Annotated in this window: 13 protein-coding genes; 1 reads left to right on the top strand and 12 read right to left on the bottom strand. The window is 69.3% G+C overall.

Annotated features, from left to right (window positions below; all coding sequences use genetic code 11):
* Positions 1-257 precede the first annotated feature (257 nt).
* A complete protein-coding gene (locus AB0A61_RS31360) occupies positions 258-1,187 on the bottom strand; it encodes a hypothetical protein (protein ID WP_361299730.1) in 930 nt (309 codons plus the stop codon).
* 389 nt (positions 1,188-1,576) lie between these two features.
* Between AB0A61_RS31360 and AB0A61_RS31355 the strand changes: the two genes are divergently transcribed.
* Entirely contained in the window at positions 1,577-2,107 is a 531-nt protein-coding gene (locus AB0A61_RS31355) for a hypothetical protein (RefSeq protein WP_361299727.1), read from the top strand.
* 290 nt (positions 2,108-2,397) lie between these two features.
* On the opposite strand, the gene AB0A61_RS31350 is transcribed toward AB0A61_RS31355, so the two are convergent.
* The 11 genes from AB0A61_RS31350 to AB0A61_RS31300 form a co-directional block, all read right to left on the bottom strand.
* Positions 2,398-4,377, bottom strand: coding sequence for a TIGR03960 family B12-binding radical SAM protein (locus tag AB0A61_RS31350; protein ID WP_361299724.1), 1,980 nt, complete (start codon positions 4,375-4,377; stop codon positions 2,398-2,400).
* A 78-nt stretch (positions 4,378-4,455) separates the two neighbouring features.
* Positions 4,456-5,955, bottom strand: a complete 1,500-nt coding sequence (locus AB0A61_RS31345; protein ID WP_361299721.1) for a CYTH and CHAD domain-containing protein — start codon at positions 5,953-5,955, stop codon at positions 4,456-4,458.
* Positions 5,956-6,120: 165 nt separating this feature from the next.
* Positions 6,121-7,320, bottom strand: coding sequence for a rod shape-determining protein RodA (rodA, locus tag AB0A61_RS31340; protein ID WP_361299718.1), 1,200 nt, complete (start codon positions 7,318-7,320; stop codon positions 6,121-6,123).
* Complete coding sequence (mrdA, locus tag AB0A61_RS31335) at positions 7,317-9,566, bottom strand: penicillin-binding protein 2 (protein WP_361299715.1); 2,250 nt, start codon at positions 9,564-9,566, stop codon at positions 7,317-7,319. Before mrdA ends, rodA begins: the two co-directional genes overlap by 4 nt.
* 135 nt (positions 9,567-9,701) lie before the next feature.
* Positions 9,702-10,382 (bottom strand): rod shape-determining protein MreD, encoded by a 681-nt coding sequence (mreD, locus tag AB0A61_RS31330; RefSeq protein WP_361299712.1) that lies wholly within the window; start codon positions 10,380-10,382, stop codon positions 9,702-9,704.
* 14 nt (positions 10,383-10,396) lie between these two features.
* Positions 10,397-11,431, bottom strand: a complete 1,035-nt coding sequence (gene mreC / locus AB0A61_RS31325; protein WP_361299709.1) for a rod shape-determining protein MreC — start codon at positions 11,429-11,431, stop codon at positions 10,397-10,399.
* 149 nt (positions 11,432-11,580) lie between these two features.
* Positions 11,581-12,600 (bottom strand): rod shape-determining protein, encoded by a 1,020-nt coding sequence (locus tag AB0A61_RS31320; protein WP_132851700.1) that lies wholly within the window; start codon positions 12,598-12,600, stop codon positions 11,581-11,583.
* A 324-nt stretch (positions 12,601-12,924) separates the two neighbouring features.
* On the bottom strand, positions 12,925-13,338 hold the full coding sequence (ndk, locus tag AB0A61_RS31315; protein ID WP_361299706.1) for a nucleoside-diphosphate kinase: 414 nt from the start codon (positions 13,336-13,338) through the stop codon (positions 12,925-12,927).
* A gap of 65 nt (positions 13,339-13,403) precedes the next feature.
* Positions 13,404-13,769: a DUF4233 domain-containing protein gene (locus AB0A61_RS31310; RefSeq protein ID WP_361299703.1), complete on the bottom strand. Its 366-nt coding sequence runs from the start codon at positions 13,767-13,769 to the stop codon at positions 13,404-13,406.
* A gap of 7 nt (positions 13,770-13,776) precedes the next feature.
* A complete protein-coding gene (locus AB0A61_RS31305; RefSeq protein WP_361299700.1) occupies positions 13,777-15,297 on the bottom strand; it encodes a folylpolyglutamate synthase/dihydrofolate synthase family protein in 1,521 nt (506 codons plus the stop codon).
* 243 nt (positions 15,298-15,540) lie between these two features.
* Positions 15,541-18,165, bottom strand: a complete 2,625-nt coding sequence (locus AB0A61_RS31300) for a valine--tRNA ligase (RefSeq protein ID WP_361299697.1) — start codon at positions 18,163-18,165, stop codon at positions 15,541-15,543.
* Positions 18,166-18,252: the final 87 nt, after the last annotated feature.

Here is an 18,252-nt window from a genome sequence, read left to right as displayed (position 1 = left end):
CAGCCACCTGATCATTCTCGCCGTCCGACGGCGCCCGGCGCAGCAAACCCCGCGACGCGTCACGACAGGGCGAACGTTGTCTGATGCGGCACTAGTGTGGGACCAGGCTCTCGCCCTTCTGAACCGGGACCTGGCGGTGACGCTTCCCCAGCTGGAACCCCTGCAACTGCTGGCCCTTCCGTCCTACGCTTCGGACGGCCCGGAGATGGCCCCAAGCTCCGAACTCTTCGTGGCTTCCGGTCCGATTGCGAGCTCGGCTAGGAATCGCTGAACCAGGAGCCGGTCGAGTTCCATTGGAAGGCATCCCGCCAGGCAATCTCGCCCGCTGCCCAGCCTGTCAGGGCTGCGATGACCTTGTCCGCTGAGAGTGTCCGTGTCTGATAGTGCTCGGTAGGACTGCGATCACGGTATTCGAGCTGGTAGGTGCCGTCAGGCCGGAGCCAGACCTGGGCGTAGCAGTCCGCCTCCGCGGCGCACTGCAACACGAGGTGGCCGTCACGGGGAAGGTTCAACACAGTTGCTTCCAGTCTGGCGCCGCGTGGGCAGTTCTGCTCGGGGCGGTGGCCTGGGTGCGCAGGGGGGTCCGGGACTGCGGGATCTTCCCGGTCAGGCTGGGCCGACGGCAGTCCGCAGGCATCGACCAGTTCAAAGAAGAGGTCTTCCACGAACGGGTCCGCCCTCTTGGTCAGGACCGTACGCAGTGCTTCCCGATCTGCGGTAAACCCGCCCTCAGCCGCCCAGACTGCTATCTGCTCCGCTGCTTTGGGCACATCCGCGAGCAACCAGCGGACCCTCCCCTCTTTGTCGGTCTCCCCCAGTGGCGCCTCATCCTCCGAAGGCGGCGACACCGACACCTCGTAGTGGGCAGCCATCACCGGATCAAGGAAGGTCGACCATCTCACCCCGGACGGAGTGAGGCCGCGGACGTAGCAGACATCGCTGTCCATGACGCTTGCGATCATGACTGGCGAGCCAGTTGCTGTGACCAGCCGGTGCAGCCACCGGTCGTCGTCGTTCTCCGGCAGATAGTCATTCACTTGCAGCGTCTGCCAGCCCCCGGGGCGTGGCCGGCACTCGTGGAAGTAATCGGCACGCTCCTCGATGCACCACTCCGGGTCGTCGAATACAGGCAGGTCCGGCAACGAAGAACTGCTGCGCACCAGGACAAAATCGCCAGAGTAACCCATGCTTCCTCCCCAGAGACTGCCGCGATGCTAGCGACAGGGACTGACACTGGCTGGGTTGCCCACGCGGTCGGTGTAGCGACTTTGGCCGGGAGTTTCAATGACCGAGTCAAGGCGATGGGCGCCGTTCCGAAGCGGGGACGGCACCCGTACGAGGTCAAAGTTTTGAGGTCTGGCCTCATCCTTATCAGGTCAATCCCGGGGGACCACCGACGTCGGCCAACCGGGCCTGCGCCTCGGCCGATCGTCCAGTGAGGTCCGGCGCTGATCGCTGCTGTTCGCGCTTGTTGGTGTCAACCTCTGGTGTCAGCCGCCGCGCGCAGTCTTGACAAGCGCCGCTTCTCCCTCCGGCGTGGAGCACTACGCGCACTGCCTGTGGGAAGGTCATGCGTGTGATCAACCAGGATGGGCGCTCGGGCCGTGAACTCATACTCGTGGACGGACTAAGCCCTTCGGACGTCGCGCTGATTCATCGCGAGGCGCTTCGCGTTCTGCGCTCCGGCATCGACGCAGCCCACGTTGACGCCTACAGCGACGATGCCTGGCCACCTGCAGTGCTGCACTCATACGAACACGCGCTGTCCCTGGCCCAGGAGGCGGCGGCCAATGGCACTCGCTCCCGGCGTGCGGATCCCGGGATGGGCATCGACATGGACGTCCGCGACGACGCACAGTTCGAACTTCTGTTGGATTTGGTCCCGTACACGATCCACGCCGAAGGCTGGTGGCGGGAGCGGCTGGTCTTCAGTGCCAGTGACTCGGGAACCTCCCTGTGGATTGCCGTCACACAGGAGCAGGAAACAGAGCTCCTGTCCCGACTGGACACGCTGGGAATCCCACCAAACGCGCTTGCCGTCCAGCCGCTTGACCGCTCACGCAGTTCCAGGTGGTGGCGACCAGGCCGGCGTCGCCGAGCACGGTGAACCGCTGCTGGGAGCGGACGCATGCCATCGCCCACCTACGAGCCCCCTCCCATCAGGAAAAAAAGGCTCGGGGTCGAGCAGTCACGCAAGCCGGGCAGGCCCCTCAGACCCACTCCACCTCGGAAACGATGTACGGGGTACTTCCAGGGCCCGGCAACGGCGTCCGACAGGACGCCGGCGGCGCCGACGGGCGAGGGACCGAAGCGCCGACCGCAGCCGGCGCAGCCGCCACCTCCTCCTCGCTCACCCCCGCCAGCGCCTCAACCACCCGATCGAGTGCCCCGCTCACGTCAGTGCGCGTGACCACTCGCGGCAGGCGTCGGACCTGCGTTCTTGACCGTCAGCGGCAGCAACTTCTTGCCGGTCGGGCCGATTTGAATGGCCGTGTCCATCTGCGGGCAGACACCGCAGTCGAAGCACGGCGTCCAGCGGCAGTCCTCGACCTCCGTCTCGTCGAGGGCGTCCTGCCAGTCCTCCCAGAGCCAGTCCTTGTCCAGGCCCGAGTCGAGGTGGTCCCAGGGGAGGACCTCCTCGTAGGTGCGCTCGCGGGTGGTGTACCAGTCGACGTCCACGCCGAAGGGGGCCAGGGCCTTGTCCGCGCAGGCCATCCAGCGGTCGTAGGAGAAGTGCTCGCGCCAGCCGTCGAAGCGGCCGCCGTCGTCGTAGACCGCGCGGATGACGGCGCCGATACGCCGGTCGCCTCGGGAGAGCAGGCCCTCGACGATGCCGGGCTTGCCGTCGTGGTAGCGGAAGCCGATCGAGCGGCCGTACTTCTTGTCGCCGCGGATCTTGTCGCGGAGCTTCTCCAGACGCGCGTCCGTCTCCTCGGCCGACAGCTGCGGGGCCCACTGGAAGGGGGTGTGCGGCTTCGGGACGAAGCCGCCGATCGAGACCGTGCAGCGGATGTCGTTCGACCTCGACACCTCGCGGCCCTTCTGGATCACGTGCGTGGCCATGTCGGCGATCTGCAGGACGTCGTCGTCGGTCTCCGTCGGCAGGCCGCACATGAAGTACAGCTTCACCTGGCGCCAGCCGTTGCCGTAGGCGGTGGCGACCGTGCGGATCAGGTCCTCCTCCGAGACCATCTTGTTGATGACCTTGCGGATGCGCTCGGAGCCGCCCTCGGGCGCGAAGGTCAGGCCGGACCGGCGGCCGTTCCTCGTCAGTTCGTTGGCCAGGTCGATGTTGAAGGCGTCCACCCGGGTGGAGGGGAGCGAGAGGCCGATCTTGTCTTCCTCGTAGCGGTCGGCCAGGCCCTTGGCGATGTCGCCGATCTCGCTGTGGTCGGCCGAGGAGAGCGAGAGCAGCCCCACCTCCTCGAAGCCCGTCGCCTTCAGGCCCTTGTCCACCATCTCGCCGATGCCGGTGATCGTGCGCTCGCGCACCGGACGGGTGATCATGCCCGCCTGGCAGAAACGGCAGCCGCGCGTGCAGCCGCGGAAGATCTCGACGGACATCCGCTCGTGGACCGTCTCCGCCAGCGGGACGAGGGGCTGCTTGGGGTACGGCCACTCGTCCAGGTCCATCACCGTGTGCTTGGACACGCGCCACGGGACGCCCGACTTGTTGGGGACGACGCGGCCGATGCGGCCGTCGGGGAGGTACTCGACGTCGTAGAACGCCGGCACGTACACCCCGCCCGTCTTCGCGAGGCGGAACAGCAGTTCCGTACGGCCGCCGGGTCGGCCCTCCGCCTTCCATGCGCGGATGATCTCGGTGATCTCCAGCACCGCCTGCTCGCCGTCACCGATCACCGCGCAGTCGATGAAGTCGGCGATCGGCTCGGGGTTGAAGGCCGCGTGGCCGCCGGCCAGGACGATCGGGTCGTCGGCCGTGCGGTCCTTCGACTCCAGCGGGATGCCGGCCAGGTCCAGGGCGGTGAGCATGTTGGTGTAGCCGAGCTCCGTGGAGAAGCTCAGACCCAGTACGTCGAAAGCCTTCACCGGGCGGTGGCTGTCCACCGTGAACTGCGGGACGCCGTGCTCACGCATGAGCGCCTCCAGGTCCGGCCAGACGCTGTAGGTGCGCTCGGCGAGGACACCCTCCCGCTCGTTGAGGACCTCGTAGAGGATCATGACGCCCTGGTTGGGCAGGCCGACCTCGTAGGCGTCGGGGTACATGAGCGCCCAGCGGACGTCACAGGAGTCCCACTCCTTGACCGTGGAGTTGAGCTCTCCGCCGACGTACTGGATCGGCTTCTGCACGTGCGGGAGCAGTGCTTCGAGCTGCGGGAACACCGATTCAACAGCCTCGGCGGCTTCGGCAGGCATCTCAACGGACCTTCGTGAGCTGACAGGGGTGACCATCAAGCGTAACCCGGTCGGCGGCCTGCCCCTCACGCCCGGACGTCAGAGGGCGGTCGTCTCCCTGATCGCCGCCCAGGTCGCGGGCAGCTCGGCCTCCACGGCCGCCGCGCGCTGCTCCTCCCGCCCGTACAGCAGCCCGTAGGTGAACGCGTTCTCCTGTGCCGCGTGCGCCTCGGCGGCCAGTCCGCGCAGGGCCTCACGGGCCATGACGCTGTCCTGGTGGTCGCCGAGCAGGCCCTGCAGGGTCCTGGCGGATCTGACCAGGCCGGTCGCCGGGTCGCCGAGGGCGGGGGTGGCCGCCTCGGCGGCGTACCGGGTGCGCTTGGCCTTCTTGCGGGCCTCGTGCAGGGCGAGGTCGCGGTCGTTGCCGGGGGGCAGCTGCAGAGCCTGTTCGAGCAGTCCGGAGAGGGTCGAGTAGTCCTTCCGTACGGCCTTGACGATCACCTTGGCCGGTTTGCCGGCGGCCGCCGGGCGCAGCGGCGGGTCGGCGAGCAGCGCGTCCAGCGTGTCGAGGAGGGCGAGGTACCGCCTGCCGTCCAGGACGGCGATCAGCCGGCGGCGCGATCCGCCGCGCCGGGCTTTCGACCAGGTGCGCAGCCGGGCGCGCACCGGGCCGCGCACCAGCGTCTTGGGCAGGCCGTGGAGGTCCTCGGTGAGGCGTTCGGTCAGTACTTCCTGGTCGCGGTCCAGGCCGAGCTCGCCACCGAGCCACTTCAGCTCCTCGCCGACGGGGTCGGTGACGGCGCGGTCCAGGACCTTGCCGTAGGTGCGCAGGGCGCTGCGCATCCGGCGGGTGGCGACACGCATGCGGTGTACGGAGTCGTACACGTCCCGCCGTACGGCCGGGTCGAGCTCTACGAGGACGTCGCGCTGGGCGCGCAGGTAGGCGAGGACGTGATCACCGGCCGTGACCGGGGTGTGCCGGGCGGGTTGCGGGTGGGTGTCCGGCGCGGTGTCGGCCAGGGCCCGGGCGAGCTTGGAGGCGGACGCGGAGGGGCGTACGCCCGCCTTGCGCAACCGTTTCTCCACGGTGTCGAGGAACGCCGGGTCGCCGCCGTCGGCCAGCTCGACCTCGATCTCGGTCCACTGGGCCGCGCCGCCGTCGCCGGTCAGCCGCTCGGCCCGTACGGCGTCGACGCTGACCTCGGCGAGCAGCAGGCCGTCGCCGTCGACGAGATGGCGGACGTCGCGCTCGGAGCGGAGCCGGACCAGCGGCAGCAGCTCGGCGCCGCGGACGCGGGAGCGCAGGAGGCCGGCGAGGCCGGCCGGTATGCCGCCGGACAGCGGGGCGCGGACCTCGTCCCGCACGTTCGGGGCGACCGGGAACTTCAGGTGCCAGCCCGCGTCGGAGCCGCCGGTGCGGCGGCGCAGCGTGAGCCCGTCCGCGGCGAGGCGTTCGTCGGCGGTGTCGTAGTAGACGGCGTCCAGCTCCGCGACACCCTTGTCGATGACGGCCGCGACCCCACCGACGCCGGTCAGGTCGGGCAGACCGCTCTCGTCGGACTCGTACTTCCGCTCGATCTCACGTTTGGTGTCCGCCATGAACCGAATCTAGTGGCATGGGGCCGGGTACGGCAGTGGGTCCTACGGCCCACACCGTCTCGGTCGGCGCGAGTCAGCCGGTCCGGTGCCCGGCCGACCCGCGCCACGAAGCGCCCGCACCGCCCGGCGCACCACACCGCCCCGGGCCCACACACCGCCCCGGGCCTACGCCGACATCGGCCGCTGCACCCGGATCGACTGCAGCAGCCCCACCGCCACCCATACCGCGAACATCGACGATCCGCCGTAGGAGACGAAGGGCAGCGGCAGACCGGTGACCGGCATGATGCCCAGGGTCATGCCGACGTTCTCGAAGGACTGGAAGGCGAACCAGGCGACGATCCCGGCGGCGACGATCGTGCCGTACAGCTCGGTCGTCTCGCGGGCGATGCGGCAGGCGCGCCAGAGGACCACACCGAGCAGGAAGAGGATCAGGCCCGCGCCGACGAAGCCGAGTTCCTCCCCCGCCACCGTGAAGACGAAGTCGGTCTGCTGTTCCGGCACGAACTGGCCGGTGGTCTGCGAGCCGTGGAACAGGCCCGCGCCGGTCAGGCCGCCCGAGCCGATGGCGATGCGGGCCTGGTTGGTGTTGTAGCCGACGCCCGCGGGGTCGAGGCTGGGGTTGGCGAAGGCCGCGAAGCGGTTGATCTGGTACTGGTCCAGGATGTGCAGCTGCCATATGGCGACGCAGCCGATGGCGCCCGCGGTGAGCAGGCCGAAGACCCAGCGGTTGGAGGCGCCGGAGGCGAGCAGCACGCCGAGGATGATGACCACCATGACCAGGACCGTGCCGAGGTCCGGCATGAGCATCACGACGAGGATCGGCACGGCGGCCAGGCCCAGCGCCTGCAGGACCGTGCGGTGGTCGGGGTACTTCTTGTCGCCCGCGTCGACCCGGGCGGCGAGCAGCATCGCCATGCCCAGGATGATGGTGATCTTCACGAACTCGGAGGGCTGGAGGGAGAAGCCGCCGCCGAAGACGATCCAGTTGCGGTTGCCGTTGATGGTGGCGCCGAGCGGGGTGAGCACCAGCAGCACCCCGAACAGCGAGACGCCGTAGAGGATCGGCACGGCGTTGCGCAGGGCCCGGTGGCCGAGCCAGACCGTGCCGATCATCAGGGCGAGCCCGATGCCGGTGTTCATGACGTGCCGGATCAGGAAGTAGTACGGGTCGCCCTGGTTGATCTCGGTGCGGTTGCGGGTGGCCGAGAAGACCAGGGCCGAGCCGATCATGGACAGCGCGAGCGCGGACATGAGCATCGGCCAGTCCAGCCGGCGGGCCAGCGAGTCGCGGGCGAAGATGCGTGTCCAGCCGGCCCGTTCGGGACCGTATCCGGAGACGGAGAAGCCGTTCGCACCGGTCATGTGAGCATCCTCCGGCTCCGCGCCTTCCTCTGTCGCCTGCGGGTGTTGCTGTTGCCCGTGGTGGGCGGCGCGGTGGCCGCCGGCGTCTGCTGGTCGCCCTGGGCGGAGTCGTTCTTCTTGGAGGCCTGCTGGTCCGCCGCCGGGTCGTCGGAGATCTTCGGGGCGGCGATCGAGCCGTCGGGCTGGATCTTCGGCAGGCTCTTCTCGGGGGTGGGCAGCAGGGCCTTCTTGTTGTCGATGGAGCCGTCGGCCTGGACGCCGTACAGGGCGCTGTAGATGTTGCGGACGGCCTCACCGGAGGCGCCCGAACCGGTACCGGCCTGGGCGATGGTCATGATGACCGTGTAGTCCTTGGAGTAGGTGGCGAGCCAGGACGTGGTCTGCTTGCCGTAGACCTCGGCGGTACCGGTCTTGGCGTGCAGCGCGATCTTGTCCTGCGGCCAGCCGCCGAACTTCCAGGCGGCGGTACCGCGGGTGACGACGCCCGCGAAGGCGTCGTCCATGCCCTTGAGGGTCGCCTGGCTGACCGGCAGTCTGCCCTGCACCTTCGGCTTGATCTCCTGCACTTTCTTTCCGTCGGCGCTCACGATGGCCTTGCCGATGGTCGGGGTGTACATGGTGCCGCCGTTGGCGACCGCGCCGTAGATCACGGCCTCCTGGACCGGGGTGACGAGCGTGTCGCCCTGGCCGATGGAGTAGTTGATCGCGTCACCCTCGCGCATCTTGTTGCCTTCGAGGCAGTTCTCGTAGGCGATCTTCTCGACGTAACTGCCGTCCTTCTTGCCGGACTTGCACCAGGCGTCCTTGTTGGCGCGCCAGTAGTCCAGCTTCCACTGGCGGTCGGGGACGCGGCCGGTGACCTCGTTGGGCAGGTCGATGCCGGTCTCCTTGCCGAGGCCGAACTGGTGGGCGGCCTTGAAGAAGTAGTCCTTGGGCTGCCCCTTCTTGGGGTTGATGCCGCCGTCCCTCTTCCACTCGTTGTCCGCGAGGCCGTAGAAGACGGTGTCGCAGGAGACCTCCAGGGCCCGGCCGAGGGAGATGGGGCCGAAGTTCTCGCCCTCGAAGTTCTTGAAGACCTGGCTGCCGACGGAGTACGAACTGGTGCACGGGTAGCGGCCGTTGAAGTCGTAGCCGGCTTCCACCGCGGCGGCCGTGGAGACCACCTTGAAGGTCGAGCCGGGTGCGGCCTGACCCTGTATGGCCCGGTTCAGCAGCGGGTAGTCGGAGTCCTTGCCGGTGAGCTGCTTGTAGGCCTTGGCGGAGATGCCGCCGACCCAGACGTTCGGGTCGTACGTCGGGGCGGAGGCCATGGCGACGATGCGGCCGGTCCTGGCCTCCATCACCACGACCGCGCCGGAGTCGGCCTTGTAGTTCTCGTTTGTGATCTTGTCGAACTGCTGCCGGGCGGCCTTCATCGCCTCGTCCAGCTGGTACTCGGCGACCCGCTGCACCCGGGCGTCGATGCTGGTGACCAGGTTGGAGCCGGGCTCGGCGGCGTCGGACCTGGCCTTGCCGATGACGCGGCCGAGGTTGTCGACCTCGTAACGGGTCACGCCGGCCTTGCCGCGCAGTTCCTTGTCGTACTGGCGCTCCAGGCCCGAGCGGCCGACCATGTCGGAGCGCAGGTAGGGCGAGTTGGTGTTCTTGGCCTGCTGGATCTCGTTGTCGGTGACCGGTGAGAGGTAGCCGAGGACCTGGGCGGTGTTGGCCTTGCCGGGGGCCGCGTAGCGGCGCACGGCCTCCGGCTCGGCGGTGATGCCGGGGAAGTCCTCGTAGCGCTCGCGGATCTGCAGGGCCTGTTTGGGGGTGGCCTCGTCGGTGATGGGGATGGGCTGGTACGGCGAGCCGTTCCAGCACGGCTGCGGGGTCTTGGCGTCGCACAGCCGGACCTTCTGCAGGACCTCCTGGGGGTCCATGCCGAGGACGCCGGCGAGCTTGTTGAGGACCGCCTTGCCGCCGTCCTTCTGCTTCAGCAGGTCGGTGCGGGAGGCCGAGACCACGAGCCGGGTCTCGTTGTCGGCGAGCGCCACTCCGCGCGCGTCCAGGACCGAGCCGCGGACCGCGGGCTGGACGACCTGCTGGACGTGGTTGCCGGAGGCCTCCCTCTGGTACTCGGAGCCCTGCCGGATCTGCAGGTACCACAGACGGCCGCCGAGGGTGCCGAGCAGGGACAGGACCAGGATCTGGATGACGACGAGCCGGGTCTGGACCCGTGGGGTCCGTCCGGTCTCAGGGATGTTGGTCATGGGCGAGGCCCATTCGTCGGAAGGGCGGTGGCGGGCGAAGGCTGGGCGGTCACTGCGGCTGCCTCCCCCTCTCGGATGGTGGACGAGTCGTTGGGGCAAAGCTGCGCGGCCGGGCGGCGGCCAATTCCCTGCTGGTCACAGCCGCTTGACCCCCTTGATGCGGCCGACGCGGGTGGTACGGGTGCGGGCCTTGGTCCTCAGACCGCCCAGCGCGCCGCGCTGGCCGCCGACGCGCAGGCCGGTCCCCGAGGAGAGCCAGCCGGAGGAGATGTCGGTGGCCTTCCTCGACGCGGAGCCGGTGTCGGCGAGGGGATCGTTCTCGGCGCGCCGGGCCAGCGCCATGATGCCGGGCACGACGAAGGGGGCGAGCAGCAGGTCGTACAGGGCGGCGGTGATGAGCAGGCTGACCAGGCCGACGTGCCGGGCGGCGGTGTCACCGACGAGCGCGCCGACGCCCGCGTACAGCAGCGTGGAGCCGAGCGCGGCGGCGACCACCACGGCCATGGACCCGGTGGCCGACTTGACCTGGCCGCTCTCCGGCTTGACGAGTCCGGCCAGGTAGCCGATGACGCACAGCACGAGGGCGTAGCGGCCGGCGGCGTGGTCGGCGGGCGGGGCGAGGTCGGCGAGCAGACCCGCGCCGAAGCCGATGAGGGCGCCGCCGACGTGCCCGTACACCATGGCCAGGCCGAGGACGGTGAGCAGCAGCAGGTCGGGGACGGCGCCGGGCAGGTGCAGCCGGGACAGCACGCTCACCTGGATGACCAGGGCGACGACGACCAGCGAGGTGGAGAGCAGGATCCGGTTGAAGCGCATGGGATGTAGAGCTCCTACTGCCGCTGATTGTCGGTGGACTGCGCGTCGGTGGGCGAACTGTCGGTCGACTGGGCGTCCGTGGGCTGCCCGCCTGCGAGTGCGCCGGTGGACGCGCCGGGAGACGCACCGGCGGACGCACCACCGGACGGCGTGACGGTCACGGTCACCGTCGGTGTCGGGGTGGGCTTGGGCTTCGGCGGCAGGACCTCGTCGCGCGGATCCTTCTTCGGGGCCTCGACGACGACACCGACGATGTCGAGCTTGGTGAAGCCGACGTACGGCGTGACGTAGACGGTGCGGGTCAGGTCGCCGCCGGAGGGGTCGACGCGGGAGACGACGCCGACCGGCACGCCGGGCACGAAGGGCTTGTCGGCCTGCGAGCCGAAGGTGACCAGGCGGTCGCCCTTCTTCACGTCCGCCTTGGCGTTGAGCAGTTGCACCCGCAGCGGGCGGTCGCCCTGGCCGGAGGCGAAGCCGAGTTCGTCGCTGCCCTCCATGCGGGTGCCCACGGTGAAGTCGGGGTCGTTGGCGAGCAGGACGGTGGAGGAGTCGGGGCCCACGGTGGTGACCCGGCCGACCAGTCCGTCGCCGTTGAGGACGGTCATGTCGCGCCTGATGCCGTCGTTGGCGCCGACGTCGATGGTGATGGTCCAGGAGAAGCCCTGCGCCGCTCCTATGGCGATGACTTCGGCGCCCTTGATGCCGTACTGGCCGTTTCCCGCCAGCTTCAGCATCTTGTCGAGCTGCGCCAGACGGCTGCGATTGCGGTCGCTGCTGCCGAGTTTGGCCTTGAGAGCCGCGTTCTCCTTCTCCAGCGCGGCGAGGCGGTCGTGCCGTTCGCCGGAGTCGCGGACCGCGGACACCGCGTTGCCGACCGGGTTCACCGCGGCCGACACGCCGTTCTCGATCGGGCCGAAGACAGTGGCGGCGGCCTGCCGGGCGCCGTCCACCGGGGAGTTCTGCCCGCCGCGAATGTCCACCGTGATCAGCGCGAACGCGATGGCGATCAGCAGCACCAGGAGCAGCCGGCTCTCTTTCGTGTCCCTCACGTGCGGCGGCCGTGCCCTTCCTCATAGGAATTGGGTGGCCCCCCGGAAACGCCAACCCAAGGGGCCCATTTGTGGGAGCTTATGCCTCTATATCAACGATCCGCCGTACGAGAGGAGATCATCTCGTACGGCGGAATCGAAGCGTTACGTCATCTGCGCGGCTGCGCGTCCAGAACCTGCTGGAGCGCCTCGAATTCCTCGACGCACTTGCCGGAGCCGAGCGCCACGCTGTCCAGCGGATCCTCGGCGATGTGGATCGGCATGCCGGTCTCCCGGCGCAGCCGCTCGTCCAGGCCGCGCAGCAGCGCTCCGCCGCCGGTCAGAACGATTCCCCGGTCCATGATGTCGCCGGACAGCTCCGGCGGGCACTTGTCGAGCGTCGTCTTGACCGCGTCCACAATCGCGTTGACCGGTTCCTCGATCGCCTTGCGGACCTCGGCGGCCGAGATGACCACGGTCTTCGGCAACCCGGAGACCAGGTCCCGGCCGCGGATTTCGGTGTGCTCGTCGGTGTCGAGTTCGTACGCCGATCCGATCGTGATCTTGATCTGCTCGGCCGTCCGCTCACCCAGCAGGAGGGAGTACTCCTTCTTGATGTGCTGGATGATCGCGTTGTCCAGCTCGTCGCCCGCGACGCGGATCGACTGGGCGGTGACGATGCCGCCCAGCGAGATGACCGCGACCTCCGTGGTGCCGCCGCCGATGTCCACCACCATGTTGCCCGTGGCCTCGTGGACCGGCAGGCCGGAGCCGATGGCCGCGGCCATGGGCTCCTCGATGATGTGCACTTGGCGGGCGCCGGCCTGGGACGACGCCTCGATGACGGCGCGGCGCTCGACACCGGTGATGCCGGAGGGCACGCAGACGACGACCCGCGGACGAGCCAGATACCGCCGCTTGTGGATCTTCAGGATGAAGTAGCGGAGCATCCGCTCGGTGATCTCGAAGTCGGCGATCACACCGTCCTTCAGCGGACGGACGGCCACGATGTTGCCGGGCGTGCGGCCGATCATCTTCTTCGCTTCGGCCCCGACCGCGAGGATTCCACCGGTGTTCGTGTTGATCGCGACGACGGACGGTTCGTTGAGTACGATCCCGCGACCCCTGACGTACACCAGCGTGTTGGCGGTCCCGAGGTCGACAGCCATGTCACGGCCGATGAACGACATTGAGTTCCCCATCAGGATTCGTCTGGCCTTCCCAGGAGCTTTTGAGGGCTTTTCAGGTAGGCGAGGTGGGTGCTGTGACGTGAAGGCTTCCATCGTAGACGCGCCTGCACGAACACTGCGCGAGGGTCTCCGCCATTGTCAGCAGATGGCGTACCGCCTCGCTTGTGGAGACGGCCCATCGGGGGCACTCGTTCCCCCGATCGCCACGCATATGCCGCAGGGCGGCCGATTTTCCTCCGGCCGCCCCTGGCCGGGCGGGATGTCGAACTGACTCGGCATCAGAAAAAATGCTGGTGAGGGCCTTACCGAACGGGGTGAGGGAGCTCAGCCGCGGCCGGGAAAGAAGATCTTCACCTCGCGCTCGGCGGACTCCTCGGAGTCGGAGGCGTGGATCAGGTTCTCCCGGACGATGACGCCGTAGTCGCCGCGGATGGAACCGGGCAGCGCAGCGATCGGGTCGGTCGGGCCGGCCAGCTGACGCAGCCCCTCGATGACCCGCTCACCCTCGACGATCATGGCCACCACCGGACCGGACGACATGAACTCCACCAGCGGCTCGTAGAAGGGCTTGCCCTTGTGCTCGCCGTAGTGCTGCTCCAGGGTCTCCTGGTCCAGGGTGCGCAGCTCCAGCGCGGTGATCTGCCAGCCGGCCTTGCGCTCGATACGACTGATGATCTCGCCGGTCAGGCCGCGACGGACGGCGTCGGGCTTGAGGAGGACGAGGGTGCGCTGGGTCACGGGGAGGCTCCTTACCTGGCTGAGGTGCGGTGGGACGAAGGTTACAGGGCGTGTACCGGCCGCTGTTACGCAGCGTCAGCCCGAGACGAACCCGCCTCGGCCGCCTGAGCCGCGAATCTGGCCTTGGTCTCGTCGATCTTCCTGCCGAAGTGCACCGAGGCCCACCACAGGGCGGCGAAGACCGCGCCCAGGAAGAACATCATCGGCACGACGAAGCCTGAGGCGACGAGCGCGACCTGGAGCAGCCAGCCGAGCACCACACCGCCGGGGCGGGTCACCATGCCGCACAGCAGCACGCACAACAGCATCGCGATGCCGCTGACCGTCCAGACCGTGGTCGTGGACAGGGCCGGGTCCTTCATGGCGACCAGCGCGGCGAAGCCGATGACGAAGAACTCGCCGATCAGGGTCGAGGAACAGAGCGTACGCACGGAAAAGTCAGCCCCTCCCGAGGAGCAGTCGGGCCTCACCGACGGTGATGACGGAGCCGGTGACCAGCACACCGCCGCCCGCGAACTCGCCCTCCTCCTCGGCAAGCGTGATCGCGGCCTCCAGCGCGTCGGGCAGCCGCGGCTCGACCTGGACGCGCTCCTCGCCGAACACCTCGACGGCGATCGCGGCCAGCTCGTCCGCGTCCATCGCGCGGTGACTGGAGTTCTGGGTGATGACGACCTCGGCGAAGACCGGCTCGAAGGCCTCCAGCAGGCCGCGCACGTTCTTGTCGCCGCTGGCCCCGACCACGCCGATCAGCCGGCTGAAGTCGAAGGCCTCCCCGATCGCCTCGGCGGTCACCCGCGCGCCCGCGGGGTTGTGCGCGGCGTCCAGCACGACCGTCGGCGAGCGGCGTACGACCTCCAGCCGCCCAGGCGAGGCGACGGACGCGAACGCCTTGCGCACGGTCTCGGCAACCAGCGGCTCGGCGCGCTGGGCCCCGACCCCGAAGAAGGCCTCGACGGCGGCCAGCGCCACGGCCGCGTTGTGCGCCTGGTGGGCGCCGTGCAGCGGCAGGTAGACCTCGGTGTACTCGCCGCCGAGGCCGCGCAGGGTCAGCAGCTGCCCGCCGACGGCGACCTGCCGCGCCACGACCCCGAACTCCAGCCCCTCACGGGCCACCGTGGCATTCACCTCGACGGCCTTCTTCAGCAGCACCTGGGCCGCGTCCACCGGCTGCTGGGCCATGATCACGGTGGCGTCCTGCTTGATGATGCCGGCCTTCTCGCCCGCGATCTCGCCGGGCGTGGAGCCGAGGCGGTCGGTGTGGTCCAGGTCTATGGGCGTCACCACGGCCACATCGCCGTCGATCACGTTGGTGGCGTCCCAGCTGCCGCCCATGCCCACCTCGACCACGGCCACGTCGACGGGCGCGTCCGCGAAGGCGGCGTACGCCATGCCGGTCAGCACCTCGAAGAAGGACAGGCGGTACTCCTGCGAGGCGTCGACCATCTCCACGTACGGCTTGACGTCCTGGTACGTCTCGACGAACCGCTCGGCGGAGATCGGGGCGCCGTCCAGGCTGATCCGCTCGGTGATCGACTGCACGTGCGGGGAGGTGTACCGGCCGGTGCGCAGCTCGAAGGCGCCGAGCAGGGATTCGATCATGCGGGCCGTGGACGTCTTGCCGTTGGTGCCCGTGATGTGGATCGAGGGGTACGACCGCTGCGGCTCGCCCAGGACGTCCATCAGTGCCGCGATGCGGGTCACGGAGGGCTCCAGCTTGGTCTCGCCCCAGCGGGTGGCCAGCTCCCCCTCCACCTCGCGCAGCGCCTTGTCGACCTCGGGGTCCTCCGGCCGCGCCGGTACGTCGGCCTGCGGCGTGCCGCCCTGCGTGCGCAGGGTGCGGCTGCCGGCCTCGATCACCGCGAGGTCGGGGTCGCGGTCGGTCTCGGCCCCGATGATCTCCTCGAAGGAGTCGAGGGGGTCGGGCTGCTCGGTGTCGTCGTGCGGAGGGAGGTCGCTCACGGGCCCCAGTCTACGGAGCCGCGGTGACAAAGCGTGCGGTGGCTTGCGGTCGCCGACCGGGGTGGCTGGTCAGGTCGTCCGGCCGCGGGTGGTGGCGGGCTGGGTCGCGCAGTTCCCGCGCCCCCAGGCGGTAGCGGTGCCGTCGGCTGCCCGGCCCCGTGGCTGCGGCGGAACCCACCCCCGGGCACGCGACGGCCCCCGGTGCCTGGACGGCTCCGGGGGCCTTCACCGACGTACGGGCCCTTACGCCTCGGGGAGGCGCTCCAGCTGGGCCTGGATGCGGGCGATGTCCTCGTCCGCCTTGGCGAGCCGCGTGCGGATCTTGTCCACCACCTGGTCGGGAGCCTTGGCCAGGAACGCCTCGTTGCCGAGCTTCGCCGTGGCCTGGGCCTTCTCCTTCTCGGCGGCCGCGAGGTCCTTGGCGAGGCGCTTGCGCTCCGCCGCCACGTCGATCGTGCCGGACAGGTCCAGCGCGACCTCCGCGCCCGCGACCGGCAGGGTCGCCGTCGCGGTGAAGTCCTCGCCCTCCGGCTGCAGGCGCAGCAGCTGGCGGATGGCGGGCTCGTGCGGGGCGAGCGGCGTGCCCTGAAGGGTCAGCCGGGCCGGGACCCGCTGCCCGGGCTGGAGCCCCTGGTCGGCGCGGAAGCGGCGGACCTCGGTGATGACGGACTGGAGCGTCTCGATCTCCCGCTCGGCGGCCTCGTCACGGAAGCCGCTGTCGGTGGGCCACTCGGCGACGACGACCGACTCACCCCCGGTGAGGGTGGTCCACAGCGTCTCCGTGACGAACGGGACGACCGGGTGCAGCAGTTTCAGCGTCACGTCGAGGACTTCACCGAGGACGCGCTTGCTGACCTCGGCCGCCTCGCCGCCCGCCTGGAACGTCGTCTTGGACAGCTCGACGTACCAGTCGAAGACCTCGTCCCACGCGAAGTGGAAGAGGGCGTCGGACAGCTTGGCGAACTGGAAGTCGTCGTAGTGGGCGTCCACTTCGGCGACCACGGAGTTCAGCCGGGACAGGATCCAGCGGTCCGTCGCCGACATCGCCGAGACGTCCGGCAGCGGGCCCTGGACCGTGGCGCCGTTCATCAGCGCGAAGCGCGTGGCGTTCCAGATCTTGTTGGCGAAGTTGCGCGAGCCCTGGACCCAGTCCTCGCCGATCGGCACGTCGACACCCGGGTTGGCACCGCGGGCGAGGGTGAACCGCAGGGCGTCGGAGCCGTACTTGTCCATCCAGTCCAGCGGGTTGACCGCGTTGCCGAAGGACTTCGACATCTTCTTGCCGAACTGGTCGCGGACCATGCCGTGCAGCGCGATGGTGTGGAACGGCGGGGTGCCGTCCATCGCGTACAGGCCGAACATCATCATCCGGGCGACCCAGAAGAAGAGGATGTCGTAGCCGGTGACCAGGACGGAGTTCGGGTAGAACTTCGCGAGCGACTCGGTCTGCTCGGGCCAGCCCAGCGTGGAGAACGGCCACAGACCCGAGGAGAACCAGGTGTCGAGGACGTCCGTGTCCTGGCGCCAGCCCTCGCCGCTCGGCGGCTCCTCGTCGGGCCCGACGCAGACGACCTCGCCGTTCGGCCCGTACCAGACCGGGATCCGGTGGCCCCACCACAACTGCCGCGAGATGCACCAGTCGTGCAGGTTGTCGACCCAGTCGAAGTAGCGCTTCTCCATCTCCCGCGGATGGATCTTGACCTTGCCCTCGCGGACCGCGTCACCGGCGGCCTTGGCCAGCGGGCCGACCTTGACCCACCACTGCATGGACAGGCGCGGCTCGATGGTGGTCTTGCAGCGCGAGCAGTGGCCGACGCTGTGCACGTAGGGCCGCTTCTCGGCGACGATCCGGCCCTCGGCGCGCAGGGCGGCGACGATGGCCGAGCGGGCCTCCAGGCGGTCCAGGCCCTGGAAGGGGCCGTGCGCGGTGATGACCGCGTGCTCGTCCATGACGGTGAGGCTGGGCAGGCCGTGCCGCTGGCCGATCTCGAAGTCGTTCGGGTCGTGGGCCGGGGTGACCTTGACGGCGCCGGTGCCGAACTCGGGGTCGACGTGCTCGTCCGCGACGACCGGGATGGAACGGTCGGTCAGCGGCAGCTTGACGAGCTTGCCGATCAGGTGCCGGTACCGCTCGTCGTCGGGGTGGACCGCGACGGCGGTGTCGCCGAGCATCGTCTCGGCACGGGTGGTGGCGACGACGATGGTGTCGTCCCCGTCGCCGTACTTCATGGAGACGAGCTCGCCGTCGTCGTCCTGGTACTCCACCTCGATGTCCGAGATGGCGGTCAGGCAGCGCGGGCACCAGTTGATGATGCGCTCGGCGCGGTAGATCAGCTCGTCGTCGTAGAGCCGCTTGAAGATGGTCTGGACGGCCTGGGACAGGCCCTCGTCCATGGTGAAGCGCTCGCGCGACCAGGCGACGCCGTCGCCCAGGCGCCGCATCTGGCCGCTGATCTGCCCGCCGGACTCGGCCTTCCACTGCCAGACGCGCTCGACGAAGGCCTCACGGCCGAGGTCGTGCCGCGACTTGCCCTCCTTGGCGAGCTCCCGCTCGACGACGTTCTGGGTCGCGATGCCGGCGTGGTCCATGCCCGGCTGCCACAGGGTCTCGTAGCCCTGCATCCGCTTGCGGCGGGTGAGGGCGTCGATGAGGGTGTGTTCGAAGGCGTGGCCCAGGTGCAGGCTGCCGGTGACGTTGGGCGGGGGGATGACGACGGTGTACGGCGGCTTGTCGCTCTTCGCGTCCGCCTCGAAGTAACCCCGCTCCACCCAGCGCTCGTACAGCGGCCCCTCTACATCGGCCGGCGCGTACTGGGTCGGCAGTTCGGTGTCGGGCGCGGGTGGCTGCTGCTGAGCGTTGTCGGTCACGGGGTCAGTTTAGAGGTGTCACGACGCCGTCCCGAAACGCGTTTGTTCTGTAACGGTGCGCCCCCCGACGCCGTGCGCTCCCGGTGC

It is taken from the genome of Streptomyces sp. NPDC046197, from assembly GCF_040646295.1.
GTDB lineage: Bacteria > Actinomycetota > Actinomycetes > Streptomycetales > Streptomycetaceae > Streptomyces.
This window is presented reverse-complemented; position numbering and strand designations above follow the sequence as displayed.